Origin of the sequence: Agrobacterium sp. LMR679 (assembly GCF_027157905.1) — a bacterium.
GTDB classification, from domain to species: Bacteria; Pseudomonadota; Alphaproteobacteria; order Rhizobiales; family Rhizobiaceae; genus Agrobacterium; species Agrobacterium leguminum.
Window position 1 is genome coordinate 633,482 of sequence record NZ_JAPVOJ010000001.1, and the last position, 15,968, is coordinate 649,449.

The 15,968-nt window shown below is 57.1% G+C and carries 14 protein-coding genes and 1 pseudogene; 2 read left to right on the top strand and 13 right to left on the bottom strand.

Annotation, left to right across the window (positions count from 1 at the left end; all coding sequences use genetic code 11):
* Positions 1-93: 93 nt before the first annotated feature.
* The 6 genes from O3W47_RS02955 to O3W47_RS02980 all read right to left on the bottom strand — a co-directional run bounded on the left by O3W47_RS02955 (position 94) and on the right by O3W47_RS02980 (position 6,198).
* Positions 94-1,113, bottom strand: coding sequence for a helix-turn-helix domain-containing protein (locus O3W47_RS02955; RefSeq protein WP_269312917.1), 1,020 nt, complete (start codon positions 1,111-1,113; stop codon positions 94-96).
* 20 nt (positions 1,114-1,133) lie between these two features.
* Positions 1,134-1,652, bottom strand: a complete 519-nt coding sequence (locus O3W47_RS02960) for a hypothetical protein (RefSeq protein WP_269312918.1) — start codon at positions 1,650-1,652, stop codon at positions 1,134-1,136.
* A 185-nt stretch (positions 1,653-1,837) separates the two neighbouring features.
* Positions 1,838-3,574: a GMC oxidoreductase gene (locus O3W47_RS02965; RefSeq protein WP_269312919.1), complete on the bottom strand. Its 1,737-nt coding sequence runs from the start codon at positions 3,572-3,574 to the stop codon at positions 1,838-1,840.
* Positions 3,466-3,843 (bottom strand): NAD(P)-binding protein, encoded by a 378-nt coding sequence (locus O3W47_RS02970; protein WP_269312920.1) that lies wholly within the window; start codon positions 3,841-3,843, stop codon positions 3,466-3,468. Before O3W47_RS02970 ends, O3W47_RS02965 begins: the two co-directional genes overlap by 109 nt.
* A gap of 196 nt (positions 3,844-4,039) precedes the next feature.
* Positions 4,040-4,510, bottom strand: coding sequence for a hypothetical protein (locus O3W47_RS02975; RefSeq protein ID WP_269312921.1), 471 nt, complete (start codon positions 4,508-4,510; stop codon positions 4,040-4,042).
* A 77-nt stretch (positions 4,511-4,587) separates the two neighbouring features.
* Positions 4,588-6,198 carry a hypothetical protein gene (locus O3W47_RS02980; protein WP_269312922.1) on the bottom strand — a complete coding sequence of 537 codons (1,611 nt, stop codon included), beginning with the start codon at positions 6,196-6,198 and terminating at the stop codon, positions 4,588-4,590.
* Positions 6,199-6,662: 464 nt separating this feature from the next.
* On the opposite strand from O3W47_RS02980, the gene fdxA reads away from it, so the two are divergent.
* Both fdxA and O3W47_RS02990 read left to right on the top strand, forming a co-directional pair.
* Positions 6,663-7,010: a ferredoxin gene (gene fdxA / locus O3W47_RS02985; protein WP_269312923.1), complete on the top strand. Its 348-nt coding sequence runs from the start codon at positions 6,663-6,665 to the stop codon at positions 7,008-7,010.
* 17 nt (positions 7,011-7,027) lie between these two features.
* Positions 7,028-7,918, top strand: a complete 891-nt coding sequence (locus O3W47_RS02990) for a dihydrodipicolinate synthase family protein (RefSeq protein WP_269312924.1) — start codon at positions 7,028-7,030, stop codon at positions 7,916-7,918.
* 222 nt (positions 7,919-8,140) lie between these two features.
* Here O3W47_RS02990 and O3W47_RS02995 read toward each other — a convergent pair whose 3' ends face one another.
* From O3W47_RS02995 to O3W47_RS03025, 7 genes and pseudogenes are all read right to left on the bottom strand, one after another.
* Positions 8,141-9,118: a DMT family transporter gene (locus O3W47_RS02995; RefSeq protein ID WP_269312925.1), complete on the bottom strand. Its 978-nt coding sequence runs from the start codon at positions 9,116-9,118 to the stop codon at positions 8,141-8,143.
* A 4-nt stretch (positions 9,119-9,122) separates the two neighbouring features.
* Entirely contained in the window at positions 9,123-9,944 is an 822-nt protein-coding gene (locus O3W47_RS03000) for a phytanoyl-CoA dioxygenase family protein (protein WP_269312926.1), read from the bottom strand.
* A 350-nt stretch (positions 9,945-10,294) separates the two neighbouring features.
* Positions 10,295-11,629, bottom strand: a complete 1,335-nt coding sequence (locus O3W47_RS03005; protein WP_269312927.1) for an amidohydrolase family protein — start codon at positions 11,627-11,629, stop codon at positions 10,295-10,297.
* Positions 11,630-11,676: 47 nt separating this feature from the next.
* Complete coding sequence (locus O3W47_RS03010) at positions 11,677-12,600, bottom strand: LysR family transcriptional regulator (protein WP_269312928.1); 924 nt, start codon at positions 12,598-12,600, stop codon at positions 11,677-11,679.
* Positions 12,601-12,648: 48 nt separating this feature from the next.
* Entirely contained in the window at positions 12,649-13,422 is a 774-nt protein-coding gene (locus tag O3W47_RS03015; RefSeq protein WP_269312929.1) for an enoyl-CoA hydratase-related protein, read from the bottom strand.
* Positions 13,419-14,578: pseudogene (locus O3W47_RS03020) on the bottom strand (CaiB/BaiF CoA transferase family protein). Before O3W47_RS03020 ends, O3W47_RS03015 begins: the two are co-directional and overlap by 4 nt.
* On the bottom strand, positions 14,575-15,933 hold the full coding sequence (locus tag O3W47_RS03025; RefSeq protein ID WP_269312930.1) for an FAD-dependent oxidoreductase: 1,359 nt from the start codon (positions 15,931-15,933) through the stop codon (positions 14,575-14,577). Before O3W47_RS03025 ends, O3W47_RS03020 begins: the two are co-directional and overlap by 4 nt.
* Positions 15,934-15,968 lie beyond the last annotated feature (35 nt).

A 15,968-nucleotide genomic window follows, 5' to 3' on the forward strand; every position in this document is an offset into this window, starting at 1 on the left:
GTGCCCTGGTGAATCTATCCCAGCGCGCAAACGGAGCCGCTCCGAATAATCACGATACGCAAGTCGATTGCCGCCTGCGCCATGCAGGAACGGTTACCGTCCCCATAGCGCGGCACGGTCGAACCACGTTTTCGATTCGCTCATCCCGGCCATTTGACTCTTTTGCGCCACAGCGCGCGTCTCGCGCGGCGTAATGCCGTAGAGACGCTGAAAAGCGCGCGTGAAATTATGAGCGTAGACAAAACCATGTTCGAGGCTGATCTCCCCTATGGATTTGTATGACTGAGCGGGATCCCGAAGAGCGCGGCGCGCCAGTTCCAGCCGTCGTTTCTGAACATAAGAAGCAACGCCACCATCTTTCGCAAAGAGATAAGTGAGCTTGCGCAACGACATTCCGAAGTATGCGGCAATCCGCACGGGAGACATATCCGGATCCAGCGCATGAGTATCGATATACCGGCGGATTTCTGCAAGTTGTGCGCCGGCGATTCCTTGGATGGAATCCTCTCGCGGCGCGCCATTGAGGGTGGCGGCCACAAGTTGGACCGTCGGAAGAACCAGCGCCGCTGCCTGCATCTCATTGATATGGGGTAATATTTGCAGAAGATTGTTGAAGTGATTGCGGAGCAGTTCCACCATCGGATCGTCAGCCGCAAGAACCCGCATGTTGTGCTCGTCAGGATTGTTTAACAATCGCGCAAGCAGATGGCGGGGGACGAAGAGAGTTAAATTGCAAAAATTACTAGCGGATCCGGCATGGGCTTGCGCCGCATCATGAACGATCAAGTCTCCCGCCTGGGCTCGCGCGTCCACTCGTCCGTCATGGCTTCGCCAATGGCCCTCAAGAAAGAACTGTAGTTCGAAGTGGTCGTAGCCGTCCGCGCCAATGCGATAGCTGGACCGGGTGAGCTTTTGCGCCACACTGACGCAATGGGTAAGCAAAAGTTCTCCGAGGCGAAATGTGCAATGCGTGGTGTGAAATGCATCCGGGTCAAAGACGTTGAAGTCGTAAAGTGAACCTGCGGATTCATCCCAGAACGCGAGAGCCTTTTTAAGAGGAATACCACGCGTATCCGTTTTGAGCAGAAGTGTAGGATGGACGTCCTTTATCATCTCTCCTTCAGGTCCCCCTCTTATGGCGATGTCTGTTTTTCATTAATGAGGCTCAAGCGCGTCCCCGCATGGCGGGCCTTCTGGTCTTCAGACCGCGTGGTCAGCGAACTGGGCAACAAGTGCTGGGGTTCATCACGCAGCAGATCGGCGATTTGCAATGCCTTGCGGTCTACGGTTGCGGATGCGGGCGGGTGGAACGCGAGCCGGTCGGATTCGAACTCGCTTTCGGCGATTTGAGTGATTTTGCCTGGCTCAAGCCCGAGCAGAATGTTCTGCTGGGGCGTTGACCATCGACCATAAAAATCGGCATCCGCAGGAATGATCTCGATCGAACCGGCAGGGGCTGTGAACTGCCTGGGCTTATCGGAGGCAAGCGCTGTCACGCGATTTGACTGTGGTGTGAACAAGATAAGTGCAAGGTCGGCGGGTGCCTGGAACTGAATTGAGCCGGGGCCGCGTGTCGTGAGTGTAACAGCTCCGCCTGTAACTTTGGCTTTTGGACCCCAGTGTTCCGGCACCATGTCTAGTACGTTACTCATGCGACCATCGAATCGGATTTTCTGCATGATCGTTCTATAATTCGCCCTGAAATTCAATGTTAAGTTGAGACGCCGCCGAGAACACTTAGGTTCTGTTGCAAGAAATTCACCTTCAATAGATCTCGTCTGAACTGGGGGACTTAGCTACAGGCGTTCAGACTTCATCGATCTCAGTGGATGCCTTCTTAGGGCTTTGGTGGTGCCAGTCGACCGATAATATCGTCACCTGTCCTATCCGTGATGGCAAGCATCGTAAGAGTGGGATTCTGCGTCCCGATGCTCGGCATCGACCCGCAACCAACAAGATACAGGTTGTCATGTGAGTGGCACTTCTGAAAGGAATTGACCACCGATTTATCCTTTTCCTTTTCATCTCCCATGATATGGGTTCCACACACATGCCCGGCACCCTGATAGTGGTAGAAGTTTTTATATTCGTTTTTGTCGTTGCCATACTTAAATTGCAGAGGGTCCTCATCTCTAGCTTTTTTCAAGTGTATTTCGGTCTCGTGATATGGAGTGGCACCCATATGCTTGAAGAGGTCCTCGGCGGCCTTCCTCGCTGAGGCAAACCCTTTCTTCGCATATTCGGAGATGTGATAGTGGACCTCCACTCGAGGGATGCCTAGATTGTCTGTTTTGTCCTTAGACAATTCGATATAGCTTTCCTTGTTAGCGTCTTGCTCAACCAGGAAGGCCACTCTGAACTGCCGCGTGAGGAGGTTATTCAACTTCTTCACATAGTCTGTTCCAAACAGGATTTCCGTGTTTGGGTTCAATTGATTGTTATTTGTGCCATAAATGAAGTCCATGGCTGTCTGATAGGGGTCGTCTGCCGGCCAGTTCCATCCCTCATTGCCAATCTCGATGCGCCAAGCAGCCCGGTCTTTTCGAAATTCCCCGTCTCGGCCGGTTTCAATTCCACTTGTTGAAAGCGGACCGCGGTAACCGAAAGCCTGCTCACCTTCTTTGGTCAGCCCCCACGCAAGATAGACCGGGTGATCCATCAAATATTTGCCTATCAGGCTGTCCGATGCTGTCGGCACATAAGTATTGGAAACCTCGCGGAACGAATTCAGCATGATCTTGGCATTCTCTATTGCGTGTGCCGCAAGAACAAATATTGTTTTGTCATTAAGCTTGGCAAAATCAGACACCCGTTTCTGCCGAGTGCTCGGTATTTCCGTTTCTCTTGCTGGTACGGCTACATCATCGTATGTGACCAAATGGAGGTCTTGCACCTTCTGAAAAGACGCATCGAAGATGACGTAGTCGACAACGTGCTGATAGAGAATGTCAACGTGTCCCGTCTCAAGAGCTTGGCTGAGAGCCACCGTGGGATCATATTTCGCCTGAATGGGACAGATCGGGGTGCAATTGGTGTTTCCATGGCAAACCCGACGATTCTGGTAGGGGGCAGAGTTCCTCCCGGCGGGAGTAGACGTAACTAGCGCCGGTAGACCATCCAATGCTTTGGGTTTGTTTGTCTGAGCATCCGTTCCGTTGAGACTGTTTGAGATATGTATATCCAGATATGACTTCGGAATTCCTTTCATCGGGAATTCGAACTTCATTTCATGGCTTTCGGGCGAGCCTTTTATCTTTTCCTGCTCACCCGGATCACCAGCAACGCCAATCAATTTTTCAACGAAGATGTAGTGTTTTTCGAGCTCTGCATATGTAATATCAGCTGGCCAATCCAAGCCGATTTTTTTCTCTTCTTTGAAGTCTTTGAAGTATTTGCTTCGCAGTTTGAAGTCACTGTCCGTCATTCGAAGGCAGGTGCCCATCCAGTGATTGCCGGTACCACCAGCTATTCGTTCATACGTACTTGCAAAGGGGGTGAGATCGCCGTTCTTGTCCGGCTTGCTGATGAGATAGGATCTACCGTCCTCGACGAATTTGCCTTCTTTTTTCCCCATCCCAAGACAAGATCCGGAATCGACGGTCGAGGAACATTAGTCTTGTCAGGGTCACGCGCCAAGTGCTTTGGCGGGTAAGGCGATTCAGGGGACTTGAAGGTCGTGAGAAAGAAGTTCTCCATATAGTCCTCGCGACTACGGGGAACCGCCGGCCCAGCTTCAAGGATCAACACCTCCTTCCCTGCTTCGCCGAGCTTCTTGGCCAATGTCGCACCAGCGAAGCCCGAGCCGACGATGACAACATCATAATGTTTACTCTGATCAACCATTTAAGCCCCCGTCACGCGATTTTATCGAACCCGTAGTCAGACAGCTCAGGAGGCTTTTCAGCCCAGCTCCCAAAAGCAAATTGGCTCACCCCCATGGGATGCGCTTGCGCAATCCGCCAGATCCATCCGTTTGCGTAGGCCCGGCTCGAAATCACATAGTCGCGATTGGGATCCGGGATCTTGAGCTTCTCGGCGTCTACCCGCCCCTGTATGTGATTTGCACCTGATCTCTTTTTTCAGTCTCCCCCATCCACATGCCGAAGAGCCACATCATCATTGTCAGACGCATGCCCGAAGCCCACCCCGCGGGAGACGCCTTCCATGTTTCGGAAGAGCCCTCCACCGGCGACCTCAAGTCATTGAGCTTAACGCTATTTTGGCCCTTGATCTTCTCCTGGAAACTCGAGAAAGACGATGGCTGCATGCCTTTCTTCAAGAGATCATAGTAAATATCGCACAGCTTGATTTGGTCTTGCGGCACTGGCGGATTGATCAAGTCTTCCTTGACGTGGATCAACTGGCTGGATAACCGGATGAAAGCTAGCTTCTCCTCCGATGCTGCGACAGGGTCAGCCAGTACTACTCCCGGGTGTCGCATAGATGCATAGGCTGTGGCACTTCCGGCCAAACCGATCTGCAGCACCCCACGGCGGCTAATAGGTGTCATCGTATTCATCCTCTTTGAGAACTAATTTGATGTGAAAACGGCAAGGCTGCGTCAAAGTGGCCACAAGAACGACATGCCTACTGCTTCTGAGGTGACTTCGCTCGGCTCAGCGAGAACACGAAGTTGGAGCTCGTTCCGGTGGTGGTCGTTGCGTCGTAGTGGCAACTGACACAGCTTGAGGTCACCCGCTGTACGCCGCCGGAAACACCATGGGTATCTTGCGGCGCCGGTCCGGATAAGATCTGCATTGTATCCTCACTCGGTATGGTGTCGCCATTGGATGTTTGTTTGCTCAGTAGACCTTGGACGTAAGTTTCCATTGTGGAATTCGCAAGGAACGATGGCGTGGGCATGCCGTCAGGATAGGCCGAGTTCTCGGACCATTTGCCACCACCTTCGTCCTTGACGACAGTCGGGAACTGAGTGTCCACCAGAAAATAATTCTTCCACGGGCCATCGATGTTCTTGAGGTTATTTCCCACTTCTGTGTTGACCTCGGCGGCCATTGATCCCGATCGGAACGTCCTCACAATTTGCGACGGCACCGGCTTTGCCTTGTCAACTCCTGGATTCCAGGGATGTTGAGGCAGTTGATTGCAATCGGAATGATGCCCGTTCGCCGTGCTGCACTTGCCTGAGCCAAACAGGTTGAAATGCGCGTCCGCTGGCAGAAGCTCGTTGACGAGAGGCGCGTTGTCTTTGTGCTCAAACGTCGCCCAAACCCATTGCGGTGCGGAAGGTGTCCTGTGCACGATATGTAGTCCGACCAAACCGACGTCAGCTACGATGCATTGGTCGTCATCGATCCGGGTCTCGCCGATAAACGGAGCAGACCGAGTTGTCTGCGCGTCAACAGTTTTTGGAGTATAGATGTATGCCCTGGTAATAAAGTATTCCTTACGACGGTCTTCACTGTAATACTCTATCTTTGCCCCCGCCTTATCCATGAAACCTAAAATCATCCAAGCCGACTTAACGAATATGGAACCAGCTTCAATTTCATTTTCACTAGTGTAGTTGCTTGTTGGCCACTGAATTACCTGCTTTGTGTATTTGTCTCTCTCGTGTTTTTCATCAAATTTTTCCTGGCCAGCCGTGTTGTAAAGTTTGTTTTCGTCACGGGTCACATAATCATACATTACTTTGTTAAAACCGATGCCGAAGCGCAGGAAATGTCCCTGCTGGTCGACGACAGGCCCCATGCGGTTGGCCTGGACATATTCATCTAGGACCGGTAGATCGCCCATACTGAGATCGCTACATTTTTGAGGCAATATACGGGGTTGAAAATTCGGCTTCCCTCCTTTGTCAGGAAAGAGGTCCGTTGCCGAGATAAAATTCAACCACTTCGGTACGAAGGGCAAACCGTTGCCTCTGGCATGAACGTAATAACCAAGGGTAGGTTTTTGTGGCGGCTCCTTTGAGCCTGCATCGGCAACTATATCTTCAGGAGCCGGAATACTAAGCGACAGAAAATCCTGCCATGCGAGCTCCGCATAGGATCTGTAGAGCTGATCGTAGGTGCTTGTTGCGGTTCGAGGAAGCTGAATATCGACCAGCGGCTTGCAAGCGGTCGCATCTGTGTTGTCGTAACATGCTTTGTTCACCTCAGCCCGTGCTGTAGCGAGCGTCATCGGACAGAGGCTGGACGCAATTGACACAATCACCACATAGGCGGATAGCCGCATTTGAAGTCTCCCCTAAAGCATCGGACGAACTCAGGCTTTCAATTTAAAAAGACGTATTTCAATCGGTGGCAGAACGACCACGGCATGCTGCGCTCATTGCACAAGCGCCTCCACGACATGCGATCATGGAGATCATCAGCTATTTGCTAATAGTCTAATGTGGAAAATCGGCACTTGGGAATTTCAACTTTTCGGCGATCGAATTGCCAAGAATCGAACAGGATCACTATAATCGCCTGTCCCGAGGAACGGGAAAATCAAAAGCAACCGCTACGAACAAACGGATAGGCCATTTACACGCAAACACGCTGGTTGCCACAGACACTCGTAGAAAGTCCGGCGTTGCCATAACGGCAATCACCCAGGCGAAACTCTGAACTTCCTTGCGACGCGGATCTCTGGGACAAATGTCGCCGGAGGCGATCTGCCTTCGGTTTCCCGGATTCCGGAAGGAGGCTGCCCCGATGGCCTATGTCATCACTTCGCCTTGCATCGACATCAAGGACGGCGCCTGCACGGCGGCCTGCCCGGTCGACAGCATCTACGAGGGCGGGCGCATGTTCTACATCCATCCCGGCGAGTGCATAAACTGCGGCCTCTGTCTGTCCATCTGTCCGGTGGATGCGATCGTGTGGGACGAGGAAATACCCGACGACAGGCGCATCTTCCTCGACGTCAATCGGGAGTTCTTCGAACCGTCGGTGACGGGGATGGGCTCTCCCGGCGGGTGGGACAAGAGCCGTTCCACCGACAAGGACCACGCCTTGGTGGCCGCTCATCCCCGGAGCCCCGCTTCGGCACCACATCTCTGATCCAGCAAAGGCGTCCTATGTCCGAACACCCTGTCAAAGGCGTCATCGCCGCCGTACCGACCCCTTTTTCCGCCTCGCGCGAGATCGACGCCGACGCATTCGTCGAACATTGCCGATGGTGCCTCGACAACGGTTGCGATGCCCTGAACGTGCTGGGCACCACCGGCGAGGCGAATTCGCTCTCCTTTACGCAGAGAAGCCTCGTCATGGAGATTGCCGCCTCCAGCCTCGACGCCGACCGCCTGATGGTCGGCACGGGAACGCCCGACCTGGCGACCACGGTGGCGCTGACGCGGCGCGCCTCGGAATTCCGATATGCGGCAGCCCTCGTCCTGCCGCCCTTTTATTACAAGCCGATTCCGGAAGACGGACTTTTCGCATGGTTCGGCGAACTCGTCGGGCAGACACAGGCCAGGCCGATCGATCTTTATCTCTACAACTTCCCGCAGCTTACGGGCATCGAATTCAGCCCCGCCCTCGCCGCGCGGCTGCAATCCGCCTTCCCGGACCGCATCAGGGGCGCGAAGGACAGTTCCGGCAATCTCGACTATGCCCGCCAGCTCGCGACGATTCCGGGCTTTGCCGTGTTCCCGAGCAACGAAGTGTCGCTGGCCGACGCCGGCCGGGACAATTACGCCGGCTGCATCTCGGCGACCGTCAACATCGACCCCGCCGCGGCCGCCGCCTTGTGGAAGAACCAGAGCGATACGACGCTGCAGGAAGATGTCCGGTCGCTCCGGCAAGGCGTCGCCGCCTACCCGCTGGTGGCGGCGGTCAAGCATCTGGTGGGCAGGCGCACCGGCAACCCCGTCTGGAACAACGTGGCGGCCCCGAACATGGCAATCGGCGACGGCGATGCCCCGGCGCGGCTCGACGCCATCGCCGGCCGGCTTGTTCAGCCGGCCTGATCACCACTCCGCATAGTACCGCCGTGTCGCCTTCGCGAGCACCCTGACACGCGGGCGCTCCTGCTGAAGCCTGGGCAGGTCGCCCGCGCCTGTTCCACGAGTTCCCGGCGGGCAGCCGCGAAGTCGACATTTCGAAGCCGTCCGTCCCGCATGACTTCATTCCCGCCGACGAAAAGCTCAAGTGACGTGGTCGCATCACAGTGTCCGGCATCGCAGCGCACTTTATGAATACTCTGGATTTGATATACGGACGGCGACAATTGATCCCGCGATCAGGAGCAATACTCCGACAGCTTGATCCCACGACGGGAGCTCGGAGTGCAGGATCAACCCAAGGATAATCGCGAATACCGTTTCAACGGAAATCAGCTGGCCGGTGATCGCCAAGGGCAATCTCTGAGATGCTACATTCCATGCCCAGGCGCCGGCAACCGACGAAAAACCAGCTAAGCCAAACGCCCATATGAAGAGCCATACCGCGTGCCACCCCAGGAAACCGAGTTCGGGAAAATTCGACCACCCAGCTATCATTCCGAAGGGAAAAATCGTCATCATGCCGACGCCAGCCCCAAACATCATCAGTCCCGTCCAAAGCCTGGGATCAATATCATCGGCATTGCTCAATGCTTTTTGATTCAACAGGCTAAAAACAATCCAAAGGAAGACCGCAGCGAAGGAAAAGAATATGCCGACGATGATATCGTCTCCCTCCTCGCTCGGAGCTGAGACCAATGGGACGATATTGGTTATCCCAAGTCCGAGGCTGATCAACACGAGAGGCAGATACAGCTTGCTCCATGAGATTTTCTTTTGCGTGATATTTCCGAGGACGGCCACGCCAAATGGGACCGCGCCAAGAATTGCCGGCGGGATGACTGGGCCGGCAAAAATAACGCCTCCCATGACGCAATACACATATCCCGAATAGCCGATAAGACCCAATATCCCCGCCAGGACCACGTTCCAGACGCTGACGCCCTTGAGCCTCTTCCTATTCAGATAGACGATAACACCACCAATAACGCCGCAGAAAATAAACCTGACGGTCACGAAATCGAATGAAGTGTATCCTTGAAGGACATAGGGCGACAGAAAATTCAGCGACCAGCTGAACGTCGCAAATATCGCCGCCGCAATACCGATTGAACTTGCGTTGCGTGCTCGTCTCGCGGTCGCCCCCGGCGGGGATAACTGCGTCATCGGTCTATATCAGCGGACCGCAAAACCGGGACGTCCTGATCTCGTCGCCATGCTCGACATCGATGAACTGGGATCCGTAAGTCGCTTGTTTTGGCTTGCCCCAATCCATTCCCATGCCAACGCCACCACCAGTGTCGAACTCTCCTTCATACATCACCTTGTCGAAGCGTGACCTCCAGTCCAAAAACCGTATGACAATAGCAAGACGTGATGATGGAGCTTGCGTGGTGAGCGGGCTCGATCGATGCCAGACGGTCTTCCGAAAGAAGAATGCGTCTCCAGGCTCAAATGAATCTTCTTCCTTATTTTCCTCCATGAGGGACGTCAGCAGGCTCGGCGTTTCGAAAATGCTGGCGAGCGGCAATGAGATGGAAGAGATGGATTGACCGGAAACAAGCCGCGTCGAGAGCAGGTTCGATAGCTGAAAGTTCATATGTGCGGAAAGCACGCTCTCGGATACATATGCCATTCCGCCGCCGGTGCTTTCCGCACATATTTTATCGAGGGGTATCCACAGGCTATATCCTGCATCCTCTGGCCGAATAAAACGAAAACTCAGTGAATCGTAGTGCCAGGCGAAGCCGGTTTTCCCTTTTTCAAGTTCAAATGCCTGCGCATCCGCCATGAGCAGAGGGCTGCCGGTCAGTTCCACGATCGCCTTTCGAAAGATGTTGGACTTGCAAACCGTTTGCAGGAATTCGTTCTCACCCAGACCATATGCCAGACGACTGAATTCTTTTCCATAGGTTGTCTTGGAATCCGCGGCTGCACGGACATGATCTGTCGCCGCCTTTCTCAGGGAGTGCACCCCGGCAGTTGTGAACAACCGGGGATTTTCATGAATCCCTTCTTACGGAATTCCGAGATATCGGTGTCCATCATGCGCACATCGTGTACTGGCGCAGCATCATGTTCCGTCAACGGATTTTCCGCATTCGACATATTCATACCGGCTCGTTCAATGTACTTTTTTGGAGTTCAGGTCGTCTTCGGTAACTGAGGGCGAGAGAAGCTATGATGCTCTTATTTTTCGAAGACTATGCGCATGAAGTCATCAGCGTGAAGAACAATTATCAGCGTGCTCGATTGCCTTTTCGGCAATCCCCACTTCAGGCACATACTCCAAATCGCCATTCTCCAGAGTCGTCGGCTGCCGCAGTTCAAAGCTGGGCCTGATCACCACTCCGCATAGTACCGCCGTGTCGCTTCGGCGAGCGCCCTGACACGCGGGCGCTCCTGCTGAAGCCTGGGCAGGTCGGCCCGCGCCTGTTCCAGGAGTTCCCGGCGGGCAGCCGCGAAGTCGACATTTCGAAGCCGCCCGTCCCGCATGACTTCATTCCCGCCGACGAAAAGGCCCGTGGCATGGGCGGCGCGCATCCGGGTCAGGATAACCTCCGCCTCGTCGATGTCTTCAAAAAGACTATCGGCGGTGAGTGCCGCATAATCAATCACGGCAAAATCCGCCGCAGCGGGCATGTTGAGAACTTTCGCACCGGTTTGGATCGCGGCATCGAAGAGCACTGCAGCCGTGAAGGAACGTGAGATCTCCTGGCCGCCGTGCAGGAGATAGGCCAGCCGCAACTCGCTCCAGAGATCCTGATCGTCGCCGAAGCCGGTTCCGTCAAGCCCGATCGCAAATTCTGGCCCGTTCTGCGCCATCAGCGGCAACGGTGCGACGCCGGATCGCAGCCGCAGATTGGCCGATGGATTGGACACCAGCTGAACACCCCGTTCGGCCAGAAGCTCCAGTTCGTCCCCGCGGAGCTGCACCCCGTGCGCGACGGCAAGCCGCGGCGAAAGGAAGCCGATCTCATCCAGATAACGCACCACGCCCTGCGGGAAACGGCGATCAAGCCATGTGCGCTGGCGCGGACTTTCGAGAAGGTGCATATGGATGCGCCGGCCGCTCAGGGCCGATGCCCCGGCGATCGCTTCGAGAAGCGCGTCGGAACACCATTGTGGGCCAATCGGGCCGAACTGAACGTCGACCATCGGGCCGACATTCTCGGCTGCGACCTGCTCGACCGCTTCGATCTGGCGCGCGATCGGCGCATAATTCGGTATCGATGGGGAAAGCACCGTCCAGTCGGCTTCATCGAGCAATCTTCTCAACCGTTCCGGCCCGCCTCCATAAGCCCACGGATCGTAGTCCAGCAACGGGCAGGAAAGACCCAGCCTGATCCCCACATCCGCTGCCGCACGAATGACGGCTTTTGCCTCGTCGGCCAAGCGGTCGACATTCAGCGAGTTGTGGCAGTGCATCGTCGCGCCGACGCCGGTCAGCGCGAGGCGCGAAAAGGCGACCAGCACCTCCAGATACGGGTCCGTGCGCGGACGCAGCCGCAGCGACGGAATCCAGACCTCGAGAGCGTCGTCGAGCCCGCCGAAATCCAGTGTACGGATTCCGTAGCCGTGGTCGTGCGCATTGACGGGTGAAGGGATGATGAGGTTGCCATCCCGAAGAGCATCCAGTGGCAGCCCCTCCGGCAAGCCACCGATATGCGTCGTCACACGAAGCGCTGGTTCATGTCCGGGCCGCGAGAGAAAGCGGAGCTCAGTCACCTCTGGATCGCCTCATGAACTGTGTCGCTATACTTCTGAAGCGCATGGCTGAATGTCTCGATGACCGCTTCGGCGGCATGCGTCAACTGCCGCCGTTTTTGCACCAGAATACCCATATGAAGGCTTTGCAGCCTGGAGCCGGAGATCGGGATGATGACGATCTCCTCCGACTTGATCTCGTCCATGAAGCCGAGGGGCGTGAAAAAGGCCACACCGTCGCCTGACTTGATGAACGGCTTCAGCATGGTTTGGCTGTTGGAAACGATAAACGGGCGTCCTGTCCGTTCGAAAGCCGATAGTTCGATCTCGACGAGCGAGCGGATGGGTTGCGTGTCAAGCTGCAGCAGCAGATTGAACTGTGAGCACTCCGTAAGGGACACTTTCTTGTGCTTCGCCAAAGGATGCGTCTTGCCGACGCAAGCCATAAGCGGCATCGGCACTCGGCAGACCATTTCGGTGTCATCCGGACGCGCGAGATCGAACGTGATGCCGAAATCGACCTCACCTTCCGCCACGTAGTCGGTAACGTGGCCATGTCCGGCAGTCTGGATGTGAAAACTGACGGCTGGATGCAGGCGATGAAACGTCCGAACCTGCTCAGGCAGAAACGTGACCGTCAGACTATCCAGACATGCCACGCGTATTCTGCCAGTTTTCTTGCCCTGCATTGCCCCGAGATCGCTGCGCAGAATCTCGAACTCGCGCAATGTGCTCTTCGCATGCCTGAGCACTTCTTCCCCAGCAGCCGTCAATCGGAGGCCGTTGGAAAAGCGCTCGAACAGCGTGATTCCGAGTTCCTCTTCCAGCTTTTTGATCTGGCGACTGAGAGCCGACGTCGCGACATGCACTTCTTCCGAGGCCTTGCGGATAGATCCAGATCGGGCAACTGCTGCGAAATATTTCAGGATGCTGGCGTGCATGAGGCCTCCCGCCCGGATGTCCCTTTTGACTCTGGTTTTATGGTAGGATCATCGGCCTTGCCAGACGGGGGCGCGTTTTTGCTGGAAAGCTGCCACGCCTTCCAGCGCATCCTCGCTCTTGAGCGCCCTGACGAGCGCCGGTGTGCGCAGCGCCTGCGCCTCTGTCGGCGAGAGATGGCCGGTGCGGTTCACGGTCTGCTTGATGGCCCGCAGCGACAGCGGCGCGCACGCGACGATCTCCATAGTCCAGCGCTCGACGGCCTCGTCGAGGCCTTCCGCCGGCACGATCTCATTGACGATGCCGAAGTCGAACATCTCGCCGGCGGTGAACTGTCTGCCGGTCATGAGGACGGCCATCGCGCGGTTGAACGGGATCTTGCGCTGGAGCAGCACCATGCCGCCGTCAAGCGGCATGCGGCCGACGCGGGCCTCCGGCAGGCCGAATTTCGCGGCCTCCGCGGCGATCACAATGTCGCAGCCGAGCACCATCTCGAAACCGCCCCCGAGCGCATAACCGTTGACCCGCGCGATCACCGGCACGTCGAGCGAGCGCCGGAAAGCCAGGCCGCCGAAACCGTTCGGCCGCTCCTCCGCCCAATAATCGAGGCCGGATTTCTCGACCCCCTTGAGATCGGCGCCGGCGCAGAACGCCTTCTGCCCCGCGCCGGTCAGCACGACGCAGCTTACGTCGTCACGCCTTTCGATCTCCTGCCAGATGCTCTCCAATTCCCGCTCCGTCGCTGCGTCGACGGCATTCAGTCGCTCCGGTCGGTTGAGGGTCACGCGGGCGACCCGATTGGCAAGGCTGAACTCCACGCTCATGCCGCATCGTCCCGCTCTGCGCCCAGCACCGGGCCGAGGATCTCGTCATTGTGCTGCCCGAGCCGGGGCGGCGGAATGCGGACGACGACCTCGGCCGCCGACATGTCGATCGGCGAACCGATAAGACGGACCGGACCGGCTTCCGTCCTGCCCGCTTCGAGAATCATCTTGTTGATGATGGTCTGTTCGTCGGCTAGGGCCTCGGTGATGGAACGCACCGGCGCGCAGAGGATATCGACCTCTTCCAGGCGTCCGATCCAGTGTCCGGTCGAGTTCTTCGCGAAATTCTCCCGGAAGATCGCCTGGAGTTCGGGCCGGTGCTGCGTCTGGACATCGAAATTCGCATAACGCGGCTGCAGTGAGAGATCCTCGATCTCCAGCGCCGCGCAGATATCGCGCAGCGGATTCGGCTTGAAGGCCCCGACCATCACGATGGCCCCGTCCGTCGTCTCGAAAACGCCGGTCAGCGGAAAGGCGCCCCAGTTCAGCTCCCTGTCGCGCATCATCTGCACGGTCCCCTCCTGCATCTGCATGGCAAGCATGGAACTGTAGAGGTTCACGGCGACCTGTTGTCCCTCCCCGTCTTCTGCCGCTGCAGAAGCGCAAGCAGGATGCCCTGCACCAGATGCATGCCGGCCGAGAAATCTGCGAGCGGCGTGGCGTAGATCGACAGCGGGTGACCGGCGTCCGATTTGCGCCGCATCACGCCGGAAAGCGCCTGGGCCAGCACGTCCTGGCCGCCCTTGTGCTCATAGGGGCCGGAAAGGCCGAACCCCGTGCCGACCGCATAGATCAGGCGGGGATTGCGCCGGCGCAGTTCCTCGTAGCCGTACCCCATGCGCTCCATGACGCCGGGCCGGAAATTGTTGACGACGACGTCGGCCTTGTCGATGAGGGAGAGCACGGCTGCCCGGACGTCCTCGCGTTTCAGGTCGAGCGCCAGGCTTCTCTTGTTCCGGTTGAGCGAGCAGAAGACGGGATTGTTGAGCCCGTCCGGATCGGAACCGAGCGACCAGCGCGACAGGTCGCCGATCTTCTCCTTCTCGACCTTGATGACGTCGGCGCCGTAATCGGCCAGCATCTGCGTGCAGCAGGGGCCGAGCATGACCTGCGTGAAATCGATCACGCGGATGCCGTCGAGGGGAAGTGTCGTCATTCTGCTGCCTCCAAATAGGTCGCATTGGCGGACGGGATATCGCCGGGGTCGGCGCCCTGCGCCCGCATTTGTTTCTGGATGGCCCTGACATCGGCCTTGCGCACCGTCGTCCCGGCATTGAGCGCCACCGTGGCGGCAATGCCGGCCGCTTCGCCCATCGCCATGCAGGGCGGGATCTCGCGGCTGGATTTCTGTGCCTGAGGCGTCGCCGAATAGTGCCGGCCCGCCACGAGGAGCTGGTCGATCTCCTTCGGAAGAAGCGCGCGATAGGGCGTGTAGTAGTCACGGCCACGGCAAACGGTGTCGGTAAAATGCCTGCGGTTCATGACATCGTCCTTCGTCACGACATACTCGCCCTGCAGCATGCGAGTTTGGCGCACACCGGTCTGCGGTGCGAAGTCGACGACATACGCGTTCTCGAAGCCGGGAAGCTTTTCCCGCGCGAAATCGAGCAGGCGCGCCATGCGGGCACGGCCTTCCAGCTCAGCGGCCGTCAGATCCTCGACCTTGAGGCCGGAGAGCTTCGGCATATGCGGGCAGTTGAGCCAGACAACGCCCGGAAGAGGCGTCTTCAGCCACCAATAGGCCCAGCAGCCGCCAAGCAAGCGCTTGGCCTCGTGGTCGAGTTTCTTGAACAATTCCGGTTCTTCGAACTCGAAACGCTCCGCGGCGTCCGTGTCGACGCCGCCCCAGCGCGAGACCGTCGTCAGGATGAAGCTGTCCTCGACATGGGACGCGCCGGCGCTTGCCGCGACGTCGAGATCGCCGGTGGCGTCGATCACCACGCTGCCCATGACGGCCTGCAACCCCTCCTTGGTCTGACAGACCACGCCCTTGACCGTGCCGTCCTCGACGATCGCCGAGGAAAACCAGCTATGGGTGCGCAGCTTGATGCGCGTCTCGGCGAAGAGATCGTAAGCCGTCTGCTTGAAGGCGTCGGGATCGAAGGCCGCAGCATAGCAGATCGGGTGAGGCGCGGACGGTGTATGGAAATCGAACAAGCCCCAGCGCGCCCAGCGGCGCCAGCTTTCCGGCAGATCGCGCCTGTCGAGCTGTCGATCGTTCTCATCAGGCACCATGCACAGGTTCTTCTTGCGCATGCGTTCGATCATCTCGGTGCAGATGCCCTGCACGGTGATCTCGAGCCCGTTCACCATGTCGTCGAGAACGAGTACCATGCCGCCAGCGGCAAGGCCGCCCACATAGGGATAACGTTCGAGAAGGGTCACGCTCGCGCCGTTGCGGGCCGCGGAGACCGCGGCGGAGATGCCGGCCGGTCCGCCGCCGACCACCACGACATCGGAACGATCAACGATCGTGGCATGTCCTTGGGGTATTCTGATTATATTGTTCATTTTTTCCTCCTGCCGGACAAGCCGACGCAATGACT

What these genes read in the sequence shown, in the direction of transcription:
- O3W47_RS02980 (WP_269312922.1), bottom strand. Translation starts at nt 6,198, where the DNA reads ATGCGGCTATCCGCCTATGTGGTGATTGTGTCAATTGCGTCCAGCCTC.
- O3W47_RS02965 (WP_269312919.1), bottom strand. Translation starts at nt 3,574, where the DNA reads ATGGGGAAAAAAGAAGGCAAATTCGTCGAGGACGGTAGATCCTATCTC.
- O3W47_RS03025 (WP_269312930.1), bottom strand. Translation starts at nt 15,933, where the DNA reads ATGAACAATATAATCAGAATACCCCAAGGACATGCCACGATCGTTGAT.
- O3W47_RS02970 (WP_269312920.1), bottom strand. Translation starts at nt 3,843, where the DNA reads ATGGTTGATCAGAGTAAACATTATGATGTTGTCATCGTCGGCTCGGGC.
- O3W47_RS02990 (WP_269312924.1), top strand. Translation starts at nt 7,028, where the DNA reads ATGTCCGAACACCCTGTCAAAGGCGTCATCGCCGCCGTACCGACCCCT.
- O3W47_RS02960 (WP_269312918.1), bottom strand. Translation starts at nt 1,652, where the DNA reads ATGAGTAACGTACTAGACATGGTGCCGGAACACTGGGGTCCAAAAGCC.
- O3W47_RS02955 (WP_269312917.1), bottom strand. Translation starts at nt 1,113, where the DNA reads ATGATAAAGGACGTCCATCCTACACTTCTGCTCAAAACGGATACGCGT.
- O3W47_RS02995 (WP_269312925.1), bottom strand. Translation starts at nt 9,118, where the DNA reads ATGACGCAGTTATCCCCGCCGGGGGCGACCGCGAGACGAGCACGCAAC.
- O3W47_RS03015 (WP_269312929.1), bottom strand. Translation starts at nt 13,422, where the DNA reads ATGAGCGTGGAGTTCAGCCTTGCCAATCGGGTCGCCCGCGTGACCCTC.
- O3W47_RS03010 (WP_269312928.1), bottom strand. Translation starts at nt 12,600, where the DNA reads ATGCACGCCAGCATCCTGAAATATTTCGCAGCAGTTGCCCGATCTGGA.
- O3W47_RS02975 (WP_269312921.1), bottom strand. Translation starts at nt 4,510, where the DNA reads ATGACACCTATTAGCCGCCGTGGGGTGCTGCAGATCGGTTTGGCCGGA.
- fdxA (WP_269312923.1), top strand. Translation starts at nt 6,663, where the DNA reads ATGGCCTATGTCATCACTTCGCCTTGCATCGACATCAAGGACGGCGCC.